The organism is Leptospira bourretii (assembly GCF_004770145.1).
Taxonomy (GTDB): Bacteria; Spirochaetota; Leptospiria; order Leptospirales; family Leptospiraceae; genus Leptospira_A; species Leptospira_A bourretii.
The window spans coordinates 100,880-121,147 of sequence record NZ_RQFW01000012.1; the positions used below are offsets into that span (position 1 = coordinate 100,880).

19 protein-coding genes are annotated in these 20,268 nt (G+C 36.8%); 5 read left to right on the plus strand and 14 right to left on the minus strand.

Annotated features, from left to right (window positions below):
• Positions 1–36: 36 nt before the first annotated feature.
• Genes EHQ47_RS07860 through EHQ47_RS07870 form a run of 3 tightly spaced genes read right to left on the minus strand, consistent with a single transcriptional unit; the run spans position 37 to position 3,913 of the window.
• A complete protein-coding gene (locus EHQ47_RS07860; protein WP_135777072.1) occupies positions 37–648 on the minus strand; it encodes a hypothetical protein in 612 nt (203 codons plus the stop codon).
• A gap of 32 nt (positions 649–680) precedes the next feature.
• On the minus strand, positions 681–3,335 hold the full coding sequence (locus EHQ47_RS07865; RefSeq protein WP_135748826.1) for a TonB-dependent receptor plug domain-containing protein: 2,655 nt from the start codon (positions 3,333–3,335) through the stop codon (positions 681–683).
• Positions 3,332–3,913 (minus strand): TetR/AcrR family transcriptional regulator, encoded by a 582-nt coding sequence (locus tag EHQ47_RS07870; RefSeq protein WP_135748825.1) that lies wholly within the window; start codon positions 3,911–3,913, stop codon positions 3,332–3,334. Before EHQ47_RS07870 ends, EHQ47_RS07865 begins: the two co-directional genes overlap by 4 nt.
• 116 nt (positions 3,914–4,029) lie before the next feature.
• Here EHQ47_RS07870 and EHQ47_RS07875 point away from each other — a divergent pair, with 116 nt between their 5' ends.
• From EHQ47_RS07875 to EHQ47_RS07885, 3 genes are all read left to right on the plus strand, one after another.
• Positions 4,030–4,722, plus strand: a complete 693-nt coding sequence (locus tag EHQ47_RS07875; RefSeq protein ID WP_135776927.1) for a nitroreductase — start codon at positions 4,030–4,032, stop codon at positions 4,720–4,722.
• Between the two features lie 69 nt (positions 4,723–4,791).
• Positions 4,792–5,394 (plus strand): class I SAM-dependent methyltransferase, encoded by a 603-nt coding sequence (locus EHQ47_RS07880; RefSeq protein ID WP_135748823.1) that lies wholly within the window; start codon positions 4,792–4,794, stop codon positions 5,392–5,394.
• A gap of 69 nt (positions 5,395–5,463) precedes the next feature.
• On the plus strand, positions 5,464–6,903 hold the full coding sequence (locus EHQ47_RS07885) for a M20/M25/M40 family metallo-hydrolase (protein WP_135776928.1): 1,440 nt from the start codon (positions 5,464–5,466) through the stop codon (positions 6,901–6,903).
• A gap of 137 nt (positions 6,904–7,040) precedes the next feature.
• Here EHQ47_RS07885 and arsN2 read toward each other — a convergent pair whose 3' ends face one another.
• From arsN2 to EHQ47_RS07910, 5 genes are all read right to left on the minus strand, one after another.
• The gene (arsN2, locus tag EHQ47_RS07890; RefSeq protein WP_135776929.1) at positions 7,041–7,481 is read right to left on the minus strand and encodes an arsenic resistance N-acetyltransferase ArsN2; all 441 of its coding nucleotides are present in this window, start codon (positions 7,479–7,481) and stop codon (positions 7,041–7,043) included.
• A 333-nt stretch (positions 7,482–7,814) separates the two neighbouring features.
• Positions 7,815–8,228: an ester cyclase gene (locus EHQ47_RS07895; protein WP_135776930.1), complete on the minus strand. Its 414-nt coding sequence runs from the start codon at positions 8,226–8,228 to the stop codon at positions 7,815–7,817.
• Positions 8,229–8,509: 281 nt separating this feature from the next.
• Positions 8,510–9,940 (minus strand): methyltransferase domain-containing protein, encoded by a 1,431-nt coding sequence (locus EHQ47_RS07900; RefSeq protein WP_135776931.1) that lies wholly within the window; start codon positions 9,938–9,940, stop codon positions 8,510–8,512.
• 42 nt (positions 9,941–9,982) lie between these two features.
• Positions 9,983–10,510 (minus strand): hypothetical protein, encoded by a 528-nt coding sequence (locus EHQ47_RS07905; protein WP_135776932.1) that lies wholly within the window; start codon positions 10,508–10,510, stop codon positions 9,983–9,985.
• A gap of 136 nt (positions 10,511–10,646) precedes the next feature.
• Entirely contained in the window at positions 10,647–11,141 is a 495-nt protein-coding gene (locus tag EHQ47_RS07910) for an ankyrin repeat domain-containing protein (RefSeq protein ID WP_135748504.1), read from the minus strand.
• Between the two features lie 24 nt (positions 11,142–11,165).
• On the opposite strand from EHQ47_RS07910, the gene EHQ47_RS07915 reads away from it, so the two are divergent.
• Positions 11,166–11,993 carry a prohibitin family protein gene (locus EHQ47_RS07915; RefSeq protein WP_135776933.1) on the plus strand — a complete coding sequence of 276 codons (828 nt, stop codon included), beginning with the start codon at positions 11,166–11,168 and terminating at the stop codon, positions 11,991–11,993.
• 197 nt (positions 11,994–12,190) lie between these two features.
• Here EHQ47_RS07915 and EHQ47_RS07920 read toward each other — a convergent pair whose 3' ends face one another.
• The 6 genes from EHQ47_RS07920 to EHQ47_RS07945 all read right to left on the minus strand — a co-directional run bounded on the left by EHQ47_RS07920 (position 12,191) and on the right by EHQ47_RS07945 (position 19,839).
• On the minus strand, positions 12,191–15,169 hold the full coding sequence (locus tag EHQ47_RS07920; RefSeq protein WP_135748502.1) for a TonB-dependent receptor: 2,979 nt from the start codon (positions 15,167–15,169) through the stop codon (positions 12,191–12,193).
• Positions 15,170–15,277: 108 nt separating this feature from the next.
• The gene (locus EHQ47_RS07925; RefSeq protein WP_244290260.1) at positions 15,278–15,838 is read right to left on the minus strand and encodes a hypothetical protein; all 561 of its coding nucleotides are present in this window, start codon (positions 15,836–15,838) and stop codon (positions 15,278–15,280) included.
• Positions 15,839–15,921: 83 nt separating this feature from the next.
• Complete coding sequence (locus tag EHQ47_RS07930; protein ID WP_244290261.1) at positions 15,922–17,145, minus strand: hypothetical protein; 1,224 nt, start codon at positions 17,143–17,145, stop codon at positions 15,922–15,924.
• A gap of 222 nt (positions 17,146–17,367) precedes the next feature.
• Positions 17,368–17,625 carry a hypothetical protein gene (locus EHQ47_RS07935; protein WP_135746885.1) on the minus strand — a complete coding sequence of 86 codons (258 nt, stop codon included), beginning with the start codon at positions 17,623–17,625 and terminating at the stop codon, positions 17,368–17,370.
• A gap of 51 nt (positions 17,626–17,676) precedes the next feature.
• Positions 17,677–18,699: an endolytic transglycosylase MltG gene (gene mltG / locus EHQ47_RS07940; RefSeq protein WP_135746886.1), complete on the minus strand. Its 1,023-nt coding sequence runs from the start codon at positions 18,697–18,699 to the stop codon at positions 17,677–17,679.
• 45 nt (positions 18,700–18,744) lie between these two features.
• Positions 18,745–19,839: a UDP-N-acetylmuramate dehydrogenase gene (locus EHQ47_RS07945; protein ID WP_135776934.1), complete on the minus strand. Its 1,095-nt coding sequence runs from the start codon at positions 19,837–19,839 to the stop codon at positions 18,745–18,747.
• 50 nt (positions 19,840–19,889) lie between these two features.
• Between EHQ47_RS07945 and EHQ47_RS07950 the strand changes: the two genes are divergently transcribed.
• Complete coding sequence (locus EHQ47_RS07950) at positions 19,890–20,252, plus strand: Spx/MgsR family RNA polymerase-binding regulatory protein (RefSeq protein ID WP_135746888.1); 363 nt, start codon at positions 19,890–19,892, stop codon at positions 20,250–20,252.
• Positions 20,253–20,268: the final 16 nt, after the last annotated feature.

Below are 20,268 nucleotides of genomic sequence, written 5' to 3' on the forward strand. Positions count from 1 at the left end.
GTGAGATGGCGAGGTTAAGGAAAGCGGATTTTAGATTTATGGATGAACGATTTCGACCAGGATTTTATTCTCATTGTTTCCTTGCGCAAGGTCCTTTTCCCAATCTTTAAATTCTAAATTCAAACAACTGTTAGCACGGTCACGATTTGCCTGAGGCAAAAACCCATTGGCTACTATGAGTTTTGCTGCTTTTGCAATTTTTCCTCTAACAGACTCCAACCAAAGGATTTCAGTAAAATTAGCGAACCTTGTTCCATTGTTTACTTGGAATCCTTCTAATTCGCAAGATTCAGCCACAAGAAATGTATATTGGGATTTAAAGGTATCAATATTGGCCGTAGTTGTGGCCTTCAAACTCAATACTCCTGATTGCAAAATTGATTCTTGGCAATCCGTAGTTCTTGTTTGGATGATGCGAGCATCATTGATCATCACATTCACTTCGCTCTGGGTGACAATGAGTTGGTTGACATTGCATACACCAAGAGGTCTTCGACTACAAAATTGGTTATTCGAAGATAAGGAAGTATTGGTTTTGATACAATTTCCCGATTCACGAATTAAATACAAAGTTGTTAAGTTAAAAGTTTGTTTGTTCTCTTCTTTTTTTTGTTTTTCTTCCCCACTATCAAAACAAGAGGTTAACATTAATATGATCGATAATACAATCAGTGTATTTTTCAAAATCGCACCTCCATCCCAATATTGATAAGAGGAATAAAAGCTAATTTTCCATTCGGAGTTTGCGAAATAATGTATGGAGAATTTACAGTATCATAAGTTGGTGCGGGATTTTGATTCCTTTGGTAGTTTTTTGTATTATCAAATTCGAATCCTGCTTGGTTCCTACGGCCATAAAAATTTACAAATTCAATATAAGTATTAATATAACCCCAAGAATAATTTTCAATCCGATCGATTCTTAAGTCAAATTGATGGAAGGGCAAAAATCGATCACTGTTATAGTTCCCAGAATAATTTGGAAAATATAAGTTCAAACCAAAAGTTGCGGCTTGATTTGCTCGTGTAGCACTTGTAATGGGAGTGTAAGGTGTACCTGAAAAATACCGAAACCTTCCACCCACCATCCATTCAGGATTAAATTTATAACCAAATACAATATTTAAAATATGAGTTCTATCTAAATCATAAAGTTGTTCTTTATCGTTATTATAAACAACTTCAAATTGGTTATCATCATAATAATTGATATAGTTGGTTCCAATTTTGGATTGGGCAAGAAGCGTTCTGGAATTATTCAGTAAAGTTCTGTTTCTTGTTTCATCACTGGATAATCTGGCTTGGTTATTGATTCGTTTGGTGATGGAATTTGTGTAGGAAATCCAACCAAAAAGTCCAGATTGTTCTCTTGGATCTTTTGTTTTTTTAATAAAAATTTCAACACCTTCCGAATGACCATAACCTGCATTCGAATAATTTAGATTTTTGGGTGTGATGGGATTTGCGAGGACTTTGGCTGTCTCATTTACAAAAACTCGAGTGTCATTGTTCAAAGCATACGGATCAACAATGTAGGCATCAGGAACAATGATATTCTGAAAGATATTCCGAAAACCTTCGATTTTAATTTGCCAATTGTTAGCAAACTCCTGGCTGACTCCGACAGAATTATGTTCGGAACGTTCCATATATAGATTAGGATTTCCTGACTTAGCAGACAAGGCCTCAATCGACACAGGAGCATTGTAATGAATTCCATGCCCAACCATAAACCCTGTTTTTGTGGATTCAAAAAGATAACCACCTGTGATTCGGGGAGCCAAATTGGTTTCATTGCTGCCAGAATAGTTGTCAACCCTTGCTCCTGGTGTTAGGCGAAATCCACCGTATTTAAAGGGAAGTTCCGCATAAGCAGATTTTTCCCGGTATCGAATTCGATCTCCATCGATCACGGATCGAAAAGCAGCATTGGAATTTAAAAGATCATTAAATATATTATAAAATAATCGGTTATAAGAAGAGATATTCTCTCCTTTTAATGTGGTCTCGCGGAACCGACCTTGGACACCCGCTTCTAATTTAAGATGTTCTTCCCAAAGTTCCCATTCAAAAGCATTATGAACATAGGTGGTGGTATCAGCAGTTCGATTTTGTAATCCAAAAATATTTTCTGCTGTCAGTGGATTCGTAAATCTCAATTCAAAAAATTCATTAAAGGAAGTGCGTGAGTATGATAGGGTATTTCGAAATGTTTTTCCCTTCCAAACGTATCGGATGGCATCAGTGCGAAACATTCGGTCAAGGCCAGTCGGAGGACGCGGGTCTTCTCCTCCCCTTTCCAAATCTGCTTGGGCTTTGGTGTATGCTTGCCTATCTCGTGTTCCAAACGTTTGGATGGAAAGTCGGTGTTCTGAACTAATATCCCAAATCAATTTCCATTGGTAATCTTGATACTCTGCATACTTTGCATCTTCAGGAATCCCTTGCGGATAGGCCTGTAATAAAACCAAGTTAGGATAGTTTTTCCTTCCAGAGCTGATCATTGCCAGTCCTGGCAGGACTTTGGATTGGTTATAAATATCTGATAAAAACAAATTAATATTGATGACTGTTTTATTTTCATCAACACGATCAGTACCTTCGATGGCAATAATCCCACCAGTCGCATAACCATATTTAGCTGGAAAAGCACCTGTAAATACATCAAAGGATTTAATTAAATTGTTATTTAGTACGGAAGATTGATTTCCCAAATGGAATGGATAAGAAAGTGGAAATCCATCAAAATAATATTGGTTTTGTCTTGTCCCACCACCGCGTAAGGATAAATCTCCTCTTTCACTATTGGAATAGGGATTTCCGGTTAACAAATTGGTTCCAATGTTTGTAAAGACTGATGGTAAAATTCCGACGGGGGCACCAATCACAACACCCGGAATGGTTTGGAGAGCTTTTAAGGAATCACCAGAAACTCCGGGGAGTCGTTTGATTTCCTCTTGTACAAGTCCATACCGAGAAAGAGGAGTTTTGTCCCTTTCTCCGCTAACTAAAATTCCCGATAGGTTTGCTTCTGAGATGGTGACGAGGATCACCTGCCCTTTGAATCGAACTTCGCGAAACACAGATTCGGTTCTGTCGGCAGTAGAGATTTTTATTTCATAATACCCAGGTTCGGGAAATCGAAGTTTGGCGATCCCCTCTTCATTGGAAACTCCACTAGCTTTGCCTTTTTTTGAAATCACCACAGCATTTGTGACAGGTTTGCCAGAATTGGATTTTACAATTTGGAATACAACTTCTAGGTTTCCATCTGCGTACAGAGGTAAAAACCATCCCAAACAAAAAATATAAATGATCGATTTGGTATATTTCATTTAGAAGTTGGGATCAAACTCTCAGCAATTCGGTAAAGTTCATCCAATGACCTTTTGTCATCAAGCAAACGGTACCCTTGCAAAACCCCTTCGTAGACAAAAAATAATTGTTTAGCGAGTAATCGACAATCCACTTTAGAAATGATAAAACCATTTTCCAAAGACTCTTCTAAATATTCAGCCAAACAATCGATGGTTTTCTGGGCAATTTCCTCAATTTCTTTCAAAATTTCCAATTCGTTTGGTGCAATCTGTGCTCGGAAATTGGCCATCCCACATCCAAAGAGTTGGGATTCTCTCGCTTCCCGGGAAAGAATCCGAACCCAAGCCTTTACAAAATCTAGTGGTTTTGGATTTCGTTTCATCAGAGATTTGAGAAGAGTTAAATTCTCATTCGAATAAATTCGAAGTACTTCCTTACCCAACATCTCTTTTGAGGAAAAATGTTGGTACAAACTCGCTTTGACGGTTTCTGCTTCCCCGACGATTTGATTGAGGCCAGTTTCCGAATACCCTTGTTTTAAAAAGAGTTCCTTGCTTACTTGCAAAAGGCGTACACGAGTTGGTTCTTTTTTCATATCCCTTACAAATTCCAAAATTACAAAAACTAGGCAAACATTATACCAACCGGTCTGTATGAAAAGTTCTTGCATATACATACCGGTCGGTATGTATATGGACCAGGAGCATCCATATGAATTCTGAAATGATATCCATCCATGAGTCTGCCAAAACAACAACGGAGGCCCTAGAAACTAGACATAGCATCCGAGAATATTTAGAAGAACCTGTCCCAGATGAAATCCTCCAAAGGATCTTCAAAAAGGCTCTACGTTCCCCCAGTTGGAAAAACTCACAACCTTGGAAGGTACATATTGTGAGTGGCAATAAACGAGAGGAGTTGGCATTGGAACTTACCAAAGCGGCAAAAGAGTCATCCCCCCAACCAGAAACCAATTGGCCAGAATCTTATCCCAGTGATGCCAAAAAACGAATGTTTGATTTAGGGATGAAAATTTACGGAGTGGCTGGAATTGATCGTAAAGACAAAGAGGCAAGGGATCAATTTATGCTTCGCAATTTTGAATTCTTTGGAGCACCGACTGCCGTTTTTATCACTTCTAAATTTGATCTTAATTTTTTTGTAGGAATTGATTTGGGTTGTTTTTTACAATCGATTCTTCTTTTGGCAAGAGAGGAAGGATTGGGAACTTGTCCACAAGCTGCTTTGGGTGCATTTCCAGATGTTGTACGAAATCATTTAGGACTTCCGAAGGAAGAAAAGGTGATCCTCGGACTGAGCATTGGATATCCAAAACCAGATTCTGAACTCAATCGTTTTCACACCCCAAGGGAATCTGCAGAAGATTTACTTCGGTTTTATTGAAAAAGTAGTTCTGATTCAGAAAGTTTAGTATATGATGATGCAACCAAAAGAATAAACGGCAGGGACACCATGTATTCTAAAACTTTCTGGAATGAACGTTATGCGAATGAAGACTATGTTTACGGAAAAGATCCAAACGATTTTTTAAGAACTCGTTTGCCTAATTTGAAAAAAGGGAGAATTCTTTTTCCCTGCGAAGGGGAAGGACGAAATGCCGTATTTGCTGCAGGACTCGGTTGGGATGTATTTGCCTTTGACCAATCAGAAATCGGAAAACAGAAAGCAACTGCACTTGCTAAGGAAAAAAATGTCACCATCCACTATGAGATTTCTGATGTTCTGTCTTACCCTTATGCTCCAGAACAAATGGATATGGTTGCTTTGATCTATTGTCACTTTCATAAATCGATCCGCACAACAGCGCATCGGAATTGTGTTCGGACATTAAAAACAGGTGGGATTTTATTATTAGAAGCATTTTCTCCGGACCAGTTGCAATACACTTCTGGTGGTCCCAAAGATCCCGATATGTTGTATCAGTTAAAAGATTTGCGAATGGATTTTTCCGAAATGAGCGTTGAATATGAAGAGGCCTTAGAAATTGAACTCAATGAAAGCCCGTTCCATAGAGGAAAGGCAGCCATTGTTCGTTTGGTTTTACGAAAAATATAAGTTAGTTTTTTCTTTTAACTTTTAAAATCCATGATTCTCTTTTTCCGAAAGAAAGGGAGATTCATTTTTATGAAGGTTTTAGTTTCGGTATTTATTCTCGCAGTTTTGAGTTTACAATGTTCCTTCGGTCAAAAGGTAAAGTATGCGGAACTAAAACAATCTTATCCCAAAGTCAATTGGGAAGCACGCAGGTCGGAAGCGGTAAAACTTTTATCAGATTTATTAAAAATACCATCGGTTCGTGGAAACGAAATTCAGGTGGCCAAATACATCCAAGCGGTTCTTGCCAAAGAAGGAATCCCTTCTCGTTTTGTTTTTGATCCGAAATATCCAACAAGACCAAATTTGATTGCAGAATTACAAGCGACTGTTCCTAATCCCGAGCCAGGAATCATTCTCGCAAACCATTTAGACACAGTCGAATTTGATTCTAAAGAATGGAAGGTTAATCCGCTTTCTGGAACGGTAAGTGAAGGCCGGGTTTGGGGACGTGGTGCCATTGATATGAAAGGTATGGCCGTGATGGAATTACTTGCCTTTCTGGAAATCAAACGATCTGGAATTCCAAGAACTAGAAAAATTATGTATTTGGCTTTGGCTGATGAGGAATCAGGTTCCGAGTTAGGCGGCAAGTATATGACTTCAAAACAAAAACAAGTTTTTGAAGGATACGAGTACGCACTCAATGAAGGTGGTGTGGCGACAAGGGACATTGTGATCCCAGGTTCCACTATCTTTAACATTCAATATGCGGAAAAAGGAAACATTTGGTTACGAGCCAAAATCAAAGGAACCAGTGGGCACGGATCTTCGCCTCCCACTCAATACCCAGCATTGTCCTTAATCCAATTTTTTAATGAAGTCAGAGAACTGGAATCTGATATCCGCATCACTTCCGAAACTGATGCATTTTTTTACCAACTAGGTACCATCAGTTCCTTTCCAAATTCATTTTTTTTGAAGAATGCCAGAAACCCATTGATCAAACCGTTATTACATGGAACCATCCGAAGCAATCGCCACCTAACAGCAATGACCACAAACACTAAGTCTATCACTGGATTTAGAACCACAGAAGGCGAAGGAGGAGAAAACGTAATTGCAGGGGAAGCCTCAGGAAGACTCGACATCAGAACATTGCCCGGAGTTGATATTGAAGAATTTGCCAATAAAGTAAAAACTATTGCCGCTAAATACAATGCAGAAATTACTTTTACCGATATCAATCCAACCGACGTATCTCCTATCAACACTCGACTTTTTAGCACTTTGGCAGCTGTGTCTGTCAAAAAGTTTCCAAACAGTACGGTAACTCCTTTTCTTTCTCCCGGAAAAACAGACAATTCCTACTTGAGAAGGTTGGGAATTAAATCATACGGATTGATTCCTGCGGTTCTCAAATCGGAAGATATTGATGGGATGCATGGTAAAAATGAAAACATGACCATTGATAACTTAGAATTAGGGACTAAAATTTTATTTGAAACCTTGGTGGAGATGAACCAGTAAGGAAGTAAAAGTTGTGAAGAATGAAAGTTGGCACTGACTCTGAAAAGGGTGAGTGCCATGGAAGATTTACTAAGCGATGTTATGTGAAGTTGCCATTTATTCTTCTCTCATTAAATTCTTACTTTATTGAAATTTAATTAGAGTTTCTTGTGCATAAAAATTGCTGAAGATGGACAAATGTCTCTAAACTGAGTAGATTGTTGAATAAGATCGGGAGCATTCGTTCTGCTAATTTCTTCAAACCCAAATTTTAAAAAATATTTATCCGCTGTAGTAGTAAGTAAATAAACATCCAAGATGTTTTCCGCTCGGGCGTAATCGAGTATTTTATTGATAAGCGACTTTCCAATATTATCATTTCGATAATTCTCTTCAACACAAAGAGAACGAAGCAAGGCTAAATTGTCGAATCTCTCTAGTGCAACCGTACCAATTATCTGATCGTTACATTTTACAATAATGAAATGAATTAATGAATTTGCATGAATATCTTCATTAGGAAGCTTAAATTTTTCTAGAAGGATAATGATTTGTTCTAAATCGGTTTTTTTGGCATTTTTAAATTCTAAGCTGTTCATAATTTTAAATGTCTCCAAAATAAGATAAGTTTAGCGGAAATTTCGTATAACGAATTAGACTTACCGACGTAGGCTGACACGGAGTCCCGTAGACAGGACGTTAAGGATTGAAATGACACTTGCACAGGCAAAGGGAGTACCTGAACCCTATGTGTCACAGACAGAGCGAGGCCGCAAGTGCCGAAGCAATTCGCTACTGTTATACGAAGGAAGAAGTTTTCATTGGCTTTGGATAATGACTTATTGAGACTCATTTTCTACAGATATTTTTTAGAATATTTATTTTAAAGGAAAAGTTGAGAATAAATTATCCTATTTAAAAAGATGAAGAGTTCAAATTATTTCGGAATTAATATGTCCTAATTGCATTAATCCATTAAGATTGTCATATTCAACCCAAGTCTCTGAAATCTTATCGTCGACGATTTTGAAAAAACAATTGAATGAAGCGGATAATATTTTGTTTGACGGGGGAAATTTTCCTAATTTACCTTTCTGAGTGCCTGTAAATTTAATTCGGGCAGCAACCAGATCATTTTCCTCTATTAAGAATTCAATTTTTTCATCAAGATCAGGAAAAGTTTTCAATTCATTTTTATGGAATTCTACTAGAGAGTGATTTCCATGAATTTCATGAGGAATTGAAGAGCTATGTCTTATGAAATTCGAATGTGTTAAGCTTAATACTTTTTTCCAATTGTGTGAATTTGTAGCTTTGATAAATTCTTCTACTATTATTTTTTTCATTCAATTAATATCCGGATATACTGTAAAGTTTAATCCTATTTAAATAAATTTCATAATATATATGAATCATACAGGGATTACTTCTTCTTTCGCATAACGAACTAGTCTTCCCGAAGTGAAGCAGTTAGTCGCTGTTATGCGCAATTTGGTTTTTATTGAGAATATATTGTGTTCAATCCGTACAATTGTAATTACAAAAATATTGGCTTTAATCGTTTCTAAATTAAAGAATTTATTTTTTCCGCTCATATAAATGTCCATTTGATGTTTTTAACCTAATTTTACTCACCTAATTCGGATAAACAAAGTTCCGCATTTGCTAGCTGTTGAGTCCAAAAACTGTGTGCAATACCATTAGAATAACTTATTTCGCCTTTACGAATTTTGCGAATTTCCGTTTTTGCTGAAGATTTTAATTCTAGTAATGAGCTCTTAATTGTTTGAGAAGAAATCTTTTTTAAATATTTTGTCGGAATTAAATGTGCCATTAATCGACCACGTTGATCAATAGAATCGAATCGAGCATCATGTTTAATGAATTTTTCCTCATTAGCTGGAATTTCAAATAGTTTTTTTAAATGCAGCGTATTGAAAACAATAAAACCATTTTTATGGGCAAGTTCACCTGTTGGTAAACGGCAGTCTTCAATTAATAAAAGGAAGCCATCAGTCTTTAGGATTTTTTCAATGCTACTAAAGGTTTCACACCATGACTCATGTGGTATTTCATGGAGGACATTACTTAAGACAACCACATCAAAGTAATGGTCATCTACCTTAGACCGTAAATCTTCAAGTGAATTATGATAACGATTGGTTTCATTTGAATAAGATAATGAAATATTCTTAAGGCAATGTTCTTTCTCTGAATCTGATGAATCGTATGCATGATAATCCAATATAGCTGGTGATATGTTTTCGTAGTCTGCAAGGTTAGCAATCATTCGACCTTTACCTGCACCAAAATCAAGCAGACTAATAGTTTCTTTTTTTTTCCAAATTATTTCAAGTTGGTCATAAAGCTGTTTAGATTGTGGGTCTTTAGAATCAGTTTCAATAACTTTAGGAGAGCATAAACATTCGAATGCAAAACGATTTCTAGCTAATTCATTAGGTAAGCTTGTAAAATCTTTTAATTTCTGAATTCTTTCTTCATTGCCTAATAGACTTTTCAATACTTCTTCTGGTTTCTTACCTGAGTGTTTTATTATACCTTCTTCTACAAACCAAAGAGAAGAAGCGTCAAAATGCGATAAAAGTGGTATTGAGTGGGTTGCTATCCAAATTTGACCATTTGGATTATGTTTTTTTATTGTATCTAATAAATCTATGACTGCAGAAGGATGTAAATGGTTTTCAGGTTCATCCATAAAGAGAATATGATTTGATAAATTACCTCCTTGAGCATAAATTGCGACACAAAGTTGCAGTAATACTCTTTGCCCCGCTGAAAGCTGGGCTTTAGCAATTGGTTTTTTAAAGATAGTAGTATAGCCGTCATTGTCCCATTCTATTTCGGTACCTAAAAACGATTTTACTATGCTTTGTAAGCGGTGGTAATTATTTGTCGAATTCTCGATGTCGTTATCTGAATTCTGTAATTTTGGATGAGTTGAATTAATCCAACGATCTAATACTTGTTGTATTAAGGGGAGTGTTGAATGGTGAAGGTTTGAAACTCCTAGGTTTGTAGCTTGATGAGCCTTCCGCATCCAATTTTCTTTGCTTTGATTTGACCAATCCTCTAAATCAATCTAATTAGGAACAAAATCGACGATTATTATGTTTTTTTCATCGTTTTCTGTTATTATGGGAATTTGTTTTTTTACCAATTTTTCAAGATGTAGAATTTGTTGCTCAAAACTTTGTTTTTGTTCAGGTTGTTGTGATATTTGTTGTTCGTATTGTATGATTGCGTTTTGATAGGCTTGAATTTGTTGTTCAAAACTTTGCTTTTGTTCGGGTTGTTTCAATATTTGTTGTACAAGTTGTAAAATCGTGTTTTGATAGGCTTGAATTTGTTGCTCAAAACTTTGTTTTTGTTCAGGTTGTTGTATAATTCTCTGTTTAATTTGATCTAGTTGATTAGTCGCTTGTTGTTTCTGATTAAAAAAGTTGTTTAAATTTAGTGTTTGATCACGTATAAGATTTAGGATTCGTGTTTTACCTGATCCATTTTTTCCTGCTAAGAGTATAGTGTTGCCAACTTTCTTCATAGAAATTTCTTTAAGACCAACTATGCTTGCTGTTTCTTCATTTATATTAACCTCAGATATTTTCATGATTTATTTCCTTTAATTGTATGAATGACACAGAATAAGTAATTTATGCACGCAAATATATAGCAATATAATATTAAAACGAAGCACCAAATTTCGCATAACACTTTATATTCGAACCAACTTAAATCGGAAACTCCTATTTAAGCGAACGCAGATATTTCAAGATCCCGTCTTCCCCTCGTTCTTCTGCCAGCTCTGCAATGCTGACCCCACCTACGGTTTTGACTTTGGTTTCTGCACCGGCTTCTACCAGAAGTTTGACTAATTCTAAATTACCACGATAGACGGCGCGGTAGAGGGCGGTCTCACCTGTTGTGTTACGAAGGTTGACGTTGGCACCTTTGTGGATTAAAAATTTGGCAATCGCCAATTCTTCCTCATCAACTGCTTTGATTAAGGAGGAATTGCCTAGGGAATCCTTTGCATTGATCGAAACACCTTCCGCTAACAGTTCTTTGACTAGTTCGAGGTTTCCCTTGTCGACAGCCTGAAAGAGACGTAATTCCAAACTCTTAGGAGCTTTGACTACAGATTCGTCTTCCGTACACGAAACACTCATTCCGATGAAAGCCAAAAAAACAAAATAAAGTGGTGCTGAAATTAAAAATCGACTGGATAGAAATTGTAACATCGGTTTTAGTCTAATGGTTTAACTATGAAACGTCGATCCATTTTTCCCAACAGTTTCCGGTTCCTTCCCATAATTGCGGTAAGTCTATTTTTTGTATCTTGTCTCACCATCATCAGTCCGGGTGAAGTTGGGCTTATGTGGCGACCATATAGTAGCGGTCTTAGCCAAAAACCCCTAGAATCCAGGGTACAAACTTATATGCCTTGGAATAGTGTTTACGTTTATTCTATTCAGTGGGTGAGTCACCAGGAAAAAGTAGAAGTTCTCACTCGTGACGATTTAACAATTACAGTGAGTGCTGCCATCATCATCCGGCCAATCGAAAACGAAATTTACGAATTGGAAATGGAAATTGGAAGGGGTTACTATGAGAAGGTAGTCAAACCTCAATTTCGCACAGCCATACGAAATATTTTGTCTGCTTATAATATGGTTTCGATATCCAAAGAAACACCGAATGTTTCGGCCCAAATTAAAAAGTCCCTGGCTGAGAAGTTAAAAGATAAACATGTCGAAATTGATGATGTGATTATCGATGACGTAGAATATAGTCCATCCATATTAAAAGCAATCGAGAGTAAACTCACCAAACAACAAGAACAGGAACAAATGAAGTTCGAAATTAACATTGCTAAACGAGATGCGGAGATTCAACAAATCACTGCAGATGGTAGAGCGAAGGCCGTTCTCATCGAAGCGGACGCTCAAGCGAAAGCGCAAAAGATGATTTCTGAATCATTAACACCAAAATACATTCAGTTGAAAGCAATGGAGAATCCAAATAATAAATTGATTTTTGTTCCCAATGGAAAAGATGGATTGCCGATTATTGTGAATCCGGAGGGGAAATAGGGAGGGTGGACTTGTGAATCTCGCTATGCAAAGTAATACAATTGTTTTGTGTTACCTTTCAATTATAGGATATGGTGAATAGATTATTGGTTTGAAAAAGAATTCTTCTAATGTTTATTAATTAAGGAAATTTTTTATTTTATCTAACAACCATCATATCAGCTTAAAACCGATCAGATGGTTGTTATTGTTAAATCTTAGAAAAACTTATAAGTCGCTGCGACAGTAAACGTTACACCCATTCGATAAGAGTAGAATAGTAAATCTTCACCAGTAACTTCACTTTTTTGATACACTTTAAATCGCGTATCCATGATATTTTTGGCCGCAGCTTTGAAATCAAGACGGTCATCATGTTTATAACTATAAACAATATCCGTGATTCCTACTCCACGTTCTATGGCATCAGGAGTACCGTTGGCACCGACAGCATAAATTCGATCACCGAAGAAGTTATAATAAACTCCTATCGTTTGGTTTTTCTTTGCTGTAATGAAGTAATCAAATTTTAGATTGTATACATATTCAGACTGTCCTTGGAGTGGTCTCGAAATGTTAGTAGGATCAAAAGAGGCACTCCTATTGATTTTATCAATGGCCCCTGCTTTAATCATAGCATTATCTTCCCAAGACATAACTTGCACTTGTGATTTAATGAAGAATAGGTTTGTTTCCACACGGAATCGATCAAAAAATTCTTTTCTGTAATCTAACTCAACCCCTTTGATCGTTGCTTCCTTAGCATTTGTATAAGAGAAATTAAAAGAAATTCCTCCCGATTGGGGTAATCCAACCATTTCAATTGGATTAGATAAGTGTTTGTAAAACGTTCCGATTCCAAAGAAATCAGTATTCGTAAGATAATATTCATATCTTACATCATAGTTATGAATATATGTTCTTCTTAAGTTAGGATTACCAAAAATCCTATCTGCTCCGAAATATGGAGTAAAACCGAAAGGAGATAGTTCTCTTAAATCTGGCCGAGTTAAAGATTGGGTATAACCAAATCTTAAATTCATATCTTTGTGCATTTCCCAAACCATATTTACAGACGGTAGTCTATCTTGGTTTCTTAATACACCGATTCCATTATTGTCAGCATCACAAATATTAGATCTTACTAATGCAACTCTCACGTCCTCATTATTAATTGTACAACCGTAATCAACGTTTCTCAATGAACTTGTATCTTTCGTTCTAAACGTTTTTACTTTTTGGAATGAATCTTCAAATCGAACACCACCAATAAATCTTAGTTTTGGAACGAGTGGCATATCGACTTGTGCAAATTGTGCATGTAATTTCTGTTCAGCATCATAAGCATTTGGCTCGATTTGACGTTCAGAAAAAGTTTTGTTTGCAACACCAGTTGATTTTTGAATGTACTCCGTCGGATTATACACAACTTCACCAGGCACAGGGAAATAATCAACAGGGTATTGAGTTCCTACGTTTGATTTGTTTCCAAACTCTCTAAAGGTAAAACTTTTGAATCGATCAAGTGCCATTCCACCGATTTTGAGTTCTGATTTCAATCCATTCCACTGCTCGAAAGGAATAGAATACTTCATATTAGCTTGTCTGACAGTATCTGCCGTTGAAGAAAAAAACCTTGTTCCATCGGGGTTGTTTCCTAAACGGAAATAACCATCGGATAAGTTTGCTGGATTTGCTCTTCTCCAAACCTGTTGGATTAGATTGGGTTCTTCACGATTAGCTAATGAGTAAGCAACATTCCATTCTAGTTTATGAGGTCGATTCATACTTCCAAATTGCAAAGCATGGTCGCCTCCTAATACGGTATTTAACAATCCTCTTGAAGTTACAATTCCTGTTTGCGAAATAAAGTCGAAGTTATCGATAAAATTTTGACCAAATGCATCCCGAACCGTTGTATCAGAAGCAACAGTATAAAGATTTTTCAAATAGATTTGCTGGCCTTTTGTGAGCTCGTAAGATAAGTTTACGTTTGCTGCAAAGTTTGTATCTTTATTATAAACTTTGGTATCTTGTTTTTGGATTGGTATAAGATAAGTTGCATCTGACGTTTGAATTCCACCTGCGTAGTTTGGAACATATCTTGCCGATTTTTCATCTCGAATCCTATATTCCTCGCTTCTTACAACGCCTAAAAGTACTCCCAATCTTTGGCCTGATTCTGTTAGTTTAAATGTATTTCCGACACTAAAATTGATATTTTTATCGTAACCACCTTTTCCAGAATCTGGTGTCCATTGCTGATTGAATGCTAAAGAACTTAAGTTAACGAAATTAGGCGGAAGACCACCGAACCGGTTTCCCGGTTCAAGAGGTAAAAATCCAGGTAATGAATTTACAACTCCAGGGAGTTGGTAGGAAGAATTAGGTCTTCCTAAAAAATCAACGGCATCAAATGTTTTGAATTCATAACCAGTGGAATTCATGTTTCTACCGATTCCCAAACCTAAATTCATTTGGAATTTGTCAGGATATTCTTGCGTTTCTACTTTTACGAGTCCACCCGAGAATTCAGCCGGATCCTCTGGAATAAATGTTTTGATTACACGAATATTTTTTAAGATGGATGCAGGAAATATATCTAGAGGTACAACCCTTTTATCTGGTTCTGTTGTAGGAATGAGAACTTCATTCAAAACAGTATTAGAATATCTTTCTCCCAAACCACGAACGAATACATACTTTCCACCAATGAGTGTGATTCCTGTTACACGCCGCACTACATCTCCAGCATTAGAATCAGGACTTTTTTTGATCGCTTCCTGGGAGATACCATCAGAGACCGCAGCAGATTTTCTTTGAAGTGCTAATAAAGCAGATTCAGTGTTATTCGATGCTCTGTCTTTTACTTCGACTGTCTCCAGTGTTTGCGCACCGAAAGTAACATTGATAGATTGATTTTTTCCTGCTGCAATGTTTACAGTTCGTTTCTGTGGACCGTAACCATACATTTGGAATTCGACATCATAAGAACCTGGAGGAAGAGATAAGGAATATTTCCCATCAAAGTCAGTTTTTGCAAATTTCTTCTCAGAACGAACTACAATTGTAGCTCCAAAGACAGCCTCTCCGTTCTCAGAATCGATGATGACACCACTGATTGAACCAGTCGCCTGTGCGAAGAGCGAAAGTGGAGTTAAAATGACAATCATCAGGAAGATTTTTAGATATTTCATACGTTTAGATCTCTAAAGGTAGATTTTTGAATCTACCTTCGAGGTAAACGATAAGTGATTTAATAGCGTTACAGTGAGTTTAATTTTATGTTACAGAATTGTAATAATTCACGGTGCCAATATTGCTACTTTGTAACGGTTCCCTAACTGGATCACACTTCGGATTTCACCAATTTCTATTTTTCCTTTTGGTGTTCCAATGATCACTAAGCCAATTTTATGGAATTTTGTTTTTCCGTAATCTTTCACCGACCTTACCATAATCTTAATTGATTTGAGATCTGACTCCGTATAAGATTTTTCTTTTAATTTTCCTAAAGCTAGTATTTCAAATGAGCGAATCATTTTATTGTAATCGTCCAGTGGCGTTACGTCCAACGATGTTCCATATCCAAGAATATTAGGATAAAGAATAAATTCTTTTTCAGTTTGGTCTACTAGGGATTTTAACTGAGCGGATTCAATTTGATTTGTCTTCCGAACTTCAATTAGAAAATTTTTGACCGCTTCTTCCACTGAAGAATATCCTTGAAGAGAGTAATTCAATGATTTTCTTTCAGTTAAAATTTTTTTAGATTCTTCTAGTTTTAGTCTTTGTAATTCATTTTGAGTATTTAATTCTTGTTTTTCTTTTTTACATGCGAATACCAAACTTACTAGCAAAAGCATTAAGAGTATTTTCTGTTTCATTATTATAAAATAAAAAAGGCTCCGGAAATTCCGAAGCCTTTTTTGCTGTTTTTTAAATTTGTTTACCTACTTCTAAAAACAGCCCAACCATCCCACCATTTACCTTCAGCTACAGATCCACCACCGAGTGAACCGTCACCAAAAGTTGTTGTGAAGTCAGGTTTTGTTGCTCCAATACCGCAAGTTTCAATATTTCCAAGTGTTACAATTGGAAGTGAAGTGATTTCGGTGTTATTAGTAACATTAGTGCAAGATCCATTGATATTTGCTCCTTTTCCACTTTGACCTTTTACATTGGTCCAAGTAGTTGGGTTTGTATCTACATCACATTGAAAGTTATTTGCTATATAACCAAAAACCAATCCTTTGGAAAAGTTTCCAGCATGTCTTTCGCGGATTCGCATACCGACACCAGCAGCGTAGGATTGACCAATCGTAGTAAAGTTTGTAACAGTTGGATTTGAAGGACCAGCAATTGCAGCCCCAGCTTCTGTTCCATCCATTTCAAATCCATGTGGATCTGTCGATTTCGTTCCACCACAAGATTCTGGGTATTTCACACTGATGATGTGATTGAGTGTACCTTGAAATCCTTCATCCACGTCAAAATCATCATCCATACCACCTGAAACTAGTAGGTGTGAACCATTTACGTTTCCACCCCACCACTCAAATCCATCATCCAATGGTCTGTGAATCTGAACGTAATCATAGTTACTATCTTGAGTTACTGTGTAACTTGAAATACCATTTAACTCGTTACCAGGAGCAACCTCATTTCCAACAAATTCAACAACTACATACTTAAAGTTTGCAACTGCATTAAGAGTACCTGGATAAGACTTCGGATTAATTCCTTCCGAGTTGTTTGGAGCAGTGTGTGCGTGTACAGCACTGTTGCCAACGATAACGATTCCACCCCAATCTCCTGGTGCGCGTGTTCCAACAGTCGCCGCAGATGTAAAACAAATAGGATTACTTGCTGTTCCGATTGCGTTGATCGTTCCGCCTTCGTACACGAAAAGAGAAGATCCTCTTTCTCCGTAAATTACCGATTTAGGTAGTACAGTTAATGAACCACCGTTCGTTACGTTTACTGTTCCTCTTAAAAGAGCAGAACCGCTTACAGTTACCGCAGTAGAAATCGTACCTTCAAGTATTTGAGTTGGAGTAGGGACACCAACACCATCACAAAGATCTGAACCTGCAACACCTTGGTTAGAAAACAATAAAGCCGCCAAAAGTGCGGTATCATCATTTTTCTTTTCACCTGGACAATTAATCATAGTGAATCCCATCAACGCGATGGAAAGAAGCACCATGCTTTTTTTGAATGAATTTTTCATTTTAAATCCTCTTTCGAAAAAATTCGAATTTGTTTGGCTAGCGGGTCTTCCCGAAAGGGATTTGTAAAAAATTCTCCCTCTAGCTATAGAAAACTATGTTCTTTATATGTTACAAGGGAATGACAAGCTGGTGAAGGTTTTATGAAGGATTGGTGAATGAGGCTAATTCTTGAGTCGATTTAGAATTTTTGTAAGATTACTTTTGATGCGACGAATTTGGTCAGCAGTTAGTTGGAGGTCACCTTTTTCTGCTTTTTCGATGACAAGCTCTGCTTTGTTCACAAAAGTAATCGCTTCTTCATCGATGGCTTCTTTTGATTTTTGTTTTTTGCGATAGGCATCTAAGGCCTTTTGGACATCCAAAAGTTCCTTCGATATCCCACCGATTGCGATATTTAGTTCAACTATGTTTTCATCCATAAGTTAAAATACTCAATTCACATAAAAAAACTTTGATGGACTCTTTCTTTTCTATTGATACAACACATCGATAAATTTCTTTTTTGCTTCTAAATGTTCTTTAAATGTCGCGGAAAAATAATGAGATCCATCTGGTTTTAAAAGGAAAAATAATTTATCAGATTTCATTGGTTTAAAAGAGGCTTCTAACGCCGGTAAACCTGGATTAGAAATTGGTCCGGGTGGCCATCCACCATTGATATAAGTATTGTAAGGAGAAACAATCTTTAGGTCCGATTCAAAAAGCCTCTTTTTAGGTTTATCAAACAAATACTGAATGGTAGCACATGATTCCAAATTGATATTTTTTTCGATGCGAGTGAGGAAAACACCTGCCATCATTGGTCGTTCTTCTTTCCTTACTGCTTCTCTTTCCACAATGGAGGCTAACACAACTCGAAAATGAAGATCTGCTGGTTTGATATCCTTTGCTTCTGGAATAGATTCTAGTTTTTTATAGAATCGTTTGATCATCATCTCTGTAATTCTTTCTAAGGGATAATTCAAAGGAACAGAATATGTTTCTGGAAATAAGTATCCCTCTAAAGTTTTTGCAGGGATATTATATTTTGTAAGGAGTGCCTGACTTTGGGTTACTTTCAAAAACTCTTCGCGAGAAATCGCAAGTTTTTTTGAGACTAATAAATCTCCAATCTGACGGTTGTTATACCCTTCAGGAACTGTGAAGTTAACTAGTTTCACTTTTCCAGAAATAATGACATCCAAAATCTTACGAGAACTCATCCCATCATTAATATCATAAACACCTTGTTTGATTTTGTTTCCGGCTCGTGTGAACTTCATCAAATAATTAAAATACACAGAGGATTTGATCATGCCGGCAGCAGCTAACTCTCGAACGACGCTTGAAGATGGTTCTCCAGAATCAATGATGAGTTCATATTTATTTTGACCATCGCCGACAGCCCCACCTTTGATTTCATCCACGACAAAAAAACCAATCAAAGCTAAAATCAGCAGCAAGGAAACACCAAGTCCTGAAAGAATCAGGTATTTTTTAAGTTTCGAATTCATTCCATCCCCATTCTCTTTGTTATATCGACAATTACCAAATCTTTTTTAGGGTCTCACAACCGGTTCCATTTCCAATTGAACAAAAAATGTTTCAAATACTCGTTGTCTCACTGATTCTGCCATTTCTAAAAGTGCAGATGTTGTGCCCTCTATATTGATTAGACCTAAACAATGGTTCTCGGATATGCCCACTCCTCCGGGATATTTTGACCCTTTTTGAATTCCAGAATTTTCAATAAGCCAGGCTGCAGAAAGTTTTTTAAAGCCAGCGGATTCTGGATAAATTGGAGGATTGTCAAATCCCCTTTTTTTGGCATTTTCTAAAAATAAAACAATCTCATTTTCATTTAAAATTGGATTCATAAAAAATGATCCCACCGAACGGGTGTTTGGATCTCTTTCATCCAATACCATTGATTTTTTTTTCCGTAGTTCAATGACCAAATTTCTAATAGCTTCCAATTGAACAATTCTATAGTCGATACTAGATATATTTGAACTGTTAGAAGAAAACTTTTCCAATTCAATCTTTTCCCATGCTTTTTGAACTTCCGGATAACGAAAACATGGTGGAGACAATTTAGATAATTGGAAGGTAACAGAAACGACAATATGTTCTTTATAAATTCCAGATTTGAACTCACTATTTCGATATCGAAACTTACAATCTTCATTTGAGATTGTCATTAGTTCTCCAAATTTGTTCATACATTCAACATTTACAATTGAGTCTTTTACTTCTTGTCCATAGGCTCCGATATTTTGTATCGGGGATGCACCAACAGATCCAGGGATACCTGACAGGCATTCAATTCCAGCTAATCCTTGTTTTACTGTATATTCAACAAATTGATCCCACGGCACACCCGCTCCCACTTGATACAACGTACAATCGTCGTTTGTATCCAAACAACGAATTCCAGGAATATTCATTTGAAACACAATTCCAGGAAATCCAGAGTCCCGGAAAATTGTATTGGAGCCTCCACCTAAAATATAAAAAGATTGGTTTTGGCTTTTAGAAAAATCTAAAGCTTTCGCTAGGTCTTCTTTTGTTTTGATCGAAATGAAATAATCTGCCTTGCCACCCAAACGCAACGTAGTGAACGGAGCCAACGGAATATTGTTCTGGATCAACATAGTTCCAATAAAAAGTTTCCGCAAAAATCGTAAGTAAGAAAATCAGTCTTATGAGTCGTTCCAATCCCAAAGTTTACGAATATTCAGGATGCAGCACCTGTCGCAATGCTCTGAAATATCTGAAATCAAAAAAAGTGGATTTCCTACAAATCCCGATTCGAGAAACAGCCCCGACTGTGGCTGAATTAAAAAAAGCAAAACAATACTTAGGCGATATTAAGAAACTTTTTAATACCTCTGGAAAAGATTACCGAGAGGGAAATTGGAAGGAGAAATTGGGAAGTCTGTCTGAGGAGCAAGTTTACAAAGAACTTTCGGCCAATGGAAATTTAGTGAAGCGGCCTTTTGTTGTGGGTGAGGGTTGGTTTTTGGTGGGTTTTAAGGAAGAGGAATGGAAAGAGAAGTTGGGGTGAGCGGTACAGATGGGAT

Excerpts from the sequence above, each read along its gene's own strand:
- EHQ47_RS07860 (WP_135777072.1), bottom strand. The coding sequence starts at position 648 with ATGTTAACCTCTTGTTTTGATAGTGGGGAAGAAAAACAAAAAAAAGAA.
- EHQ47_RS07865 (WP_135748826.1), bottom strand. The coding sequence starts at position 3,335 with ATGAAATATACCAAATCGATCATTTATATTTTTTGTTTGGGATGGTTT.
- EHQ47_RS07870 (WP_135748825.1), bottom strand. The coding sequence starts at position 3,913 with ATGAAAAAAGAACCAACTCGTGTACGCCTTTTGCAAGTAAGCAAGGAA.
- EHQ47_RS07875 (WP_135776927.1), top strand. The coding sequence starts at position 4,030 with ATGAATTCTGAAATGATATCCATCCATGAGTCTGCCAAAACAACAACG.
- EHQ47_RS07880 (WP_135748823.1), top strand. The coding sequence starts at position 4,792 with ATGTATTCTAAAACTTTCTGGAATGAACGTTATGCGAATGAAGACTAT.
- EHQ47_RS07885 (WP_135776928.1), top strand. The coding sequence starts at position 5,464 with ATGAAGGTTTTAGTTTCGGTATTTATTCTCGCAGTTTTGAGTTTACAA.
- arsN2 (WP_135776929.1), bottom strand. The coding sequence starts at position 7,481 with ATGAACAGCTTAGAATTTAAAAATGCCAAAAAAACCGATTTAGAACAA.
- EHQ47_RS07895 (WP_135776930.1), bottom strand. The coding sequence starts at position 8,228 with ATGAAAAAAATAATAGTAGAAGAATTTATCAAAGCTACAAATTCACAC.
- EHQ47_RS07900 (WP_135776931.1), bottom strand. The coding sequence starts at position 9,940 with ATGCGGAAGGCTCATCAAGCTACAAACCTAGGAGTTTCAAACCTTCAC.
- EHQ47_RS07905 (WP_135776932.1), bottom strand. The coding sequence starts at position 10,510 with ATGAAAATATCTGAGGTTAATATAAATGAAGAAACAGCAAGCATAGTT.
- EHQ47_RS07910 (WP_135748504.1), bottom strand. The coding sequence starts at position 11,141 with ATGTTACAATTTCTATCCAGTCGATTTTTAATTTCAGCACCACTTTAT.
- EHQ47_RS07915 (WP_135776933.1), top strand. The coding sequence starts at position 11,166 with ATGAAACGTCGATCCATTTTTCCCAACAGTTTCCGGTTCCTTCCCATA.
- EHQ47_RS07920 (WP_135748502.1), bottom strand. The coding sequence starts at position 15,169 with ATGAAATATCTAAAAATCTTCCTGATGATTGTCATTTTAACTCCACTT.
- EHQ47_RS07925 (WP_244290260.1), bottom strand. The coding sequence starts at position 15,838 with ATGCTTTTGCTAGTAAGTTTGGTATTCGCATGTAAAAAAGAAAAACAA.
- EHQ47_RS07930 (WP_244290261.1), bottom strand. The coding sequence starts at position 17,145 with ATGATTAATTGTCCAGGTGAAAAGAAAAATGATGATACCGCACTTTTG.
- EHQ47_RS07935 (WP_135746885.1), bottom strand. The coding sequence starts at position 17,625 with ATGGATGAAAACATAGTTGAACTAAATATCGCAATCGGTGGGATATCG.
- mltG (WP_135746886.1), bottom strand. The coding sequence starts at position 18,699 with ATGAATTCGAAACTTAAAAAATACCTGATTCTTTCAGGACTTGGTGTT.
- EHQ47_RS07945 (WP_135776934.1), bottom strand. The coding sequence starts at position 19,839 with ATGTTGATCCAGAACAATATTCCGTTGGCTCCGTTCACTACGTTGCGT.
- EHQ47_RS07950 (WP_135746888.1), top strand. The coding sequence starts at position 19,890 with ATGAGTCGTTCCAATCCCAAAGTTTACGAATATTCAGGATGCAGCACC.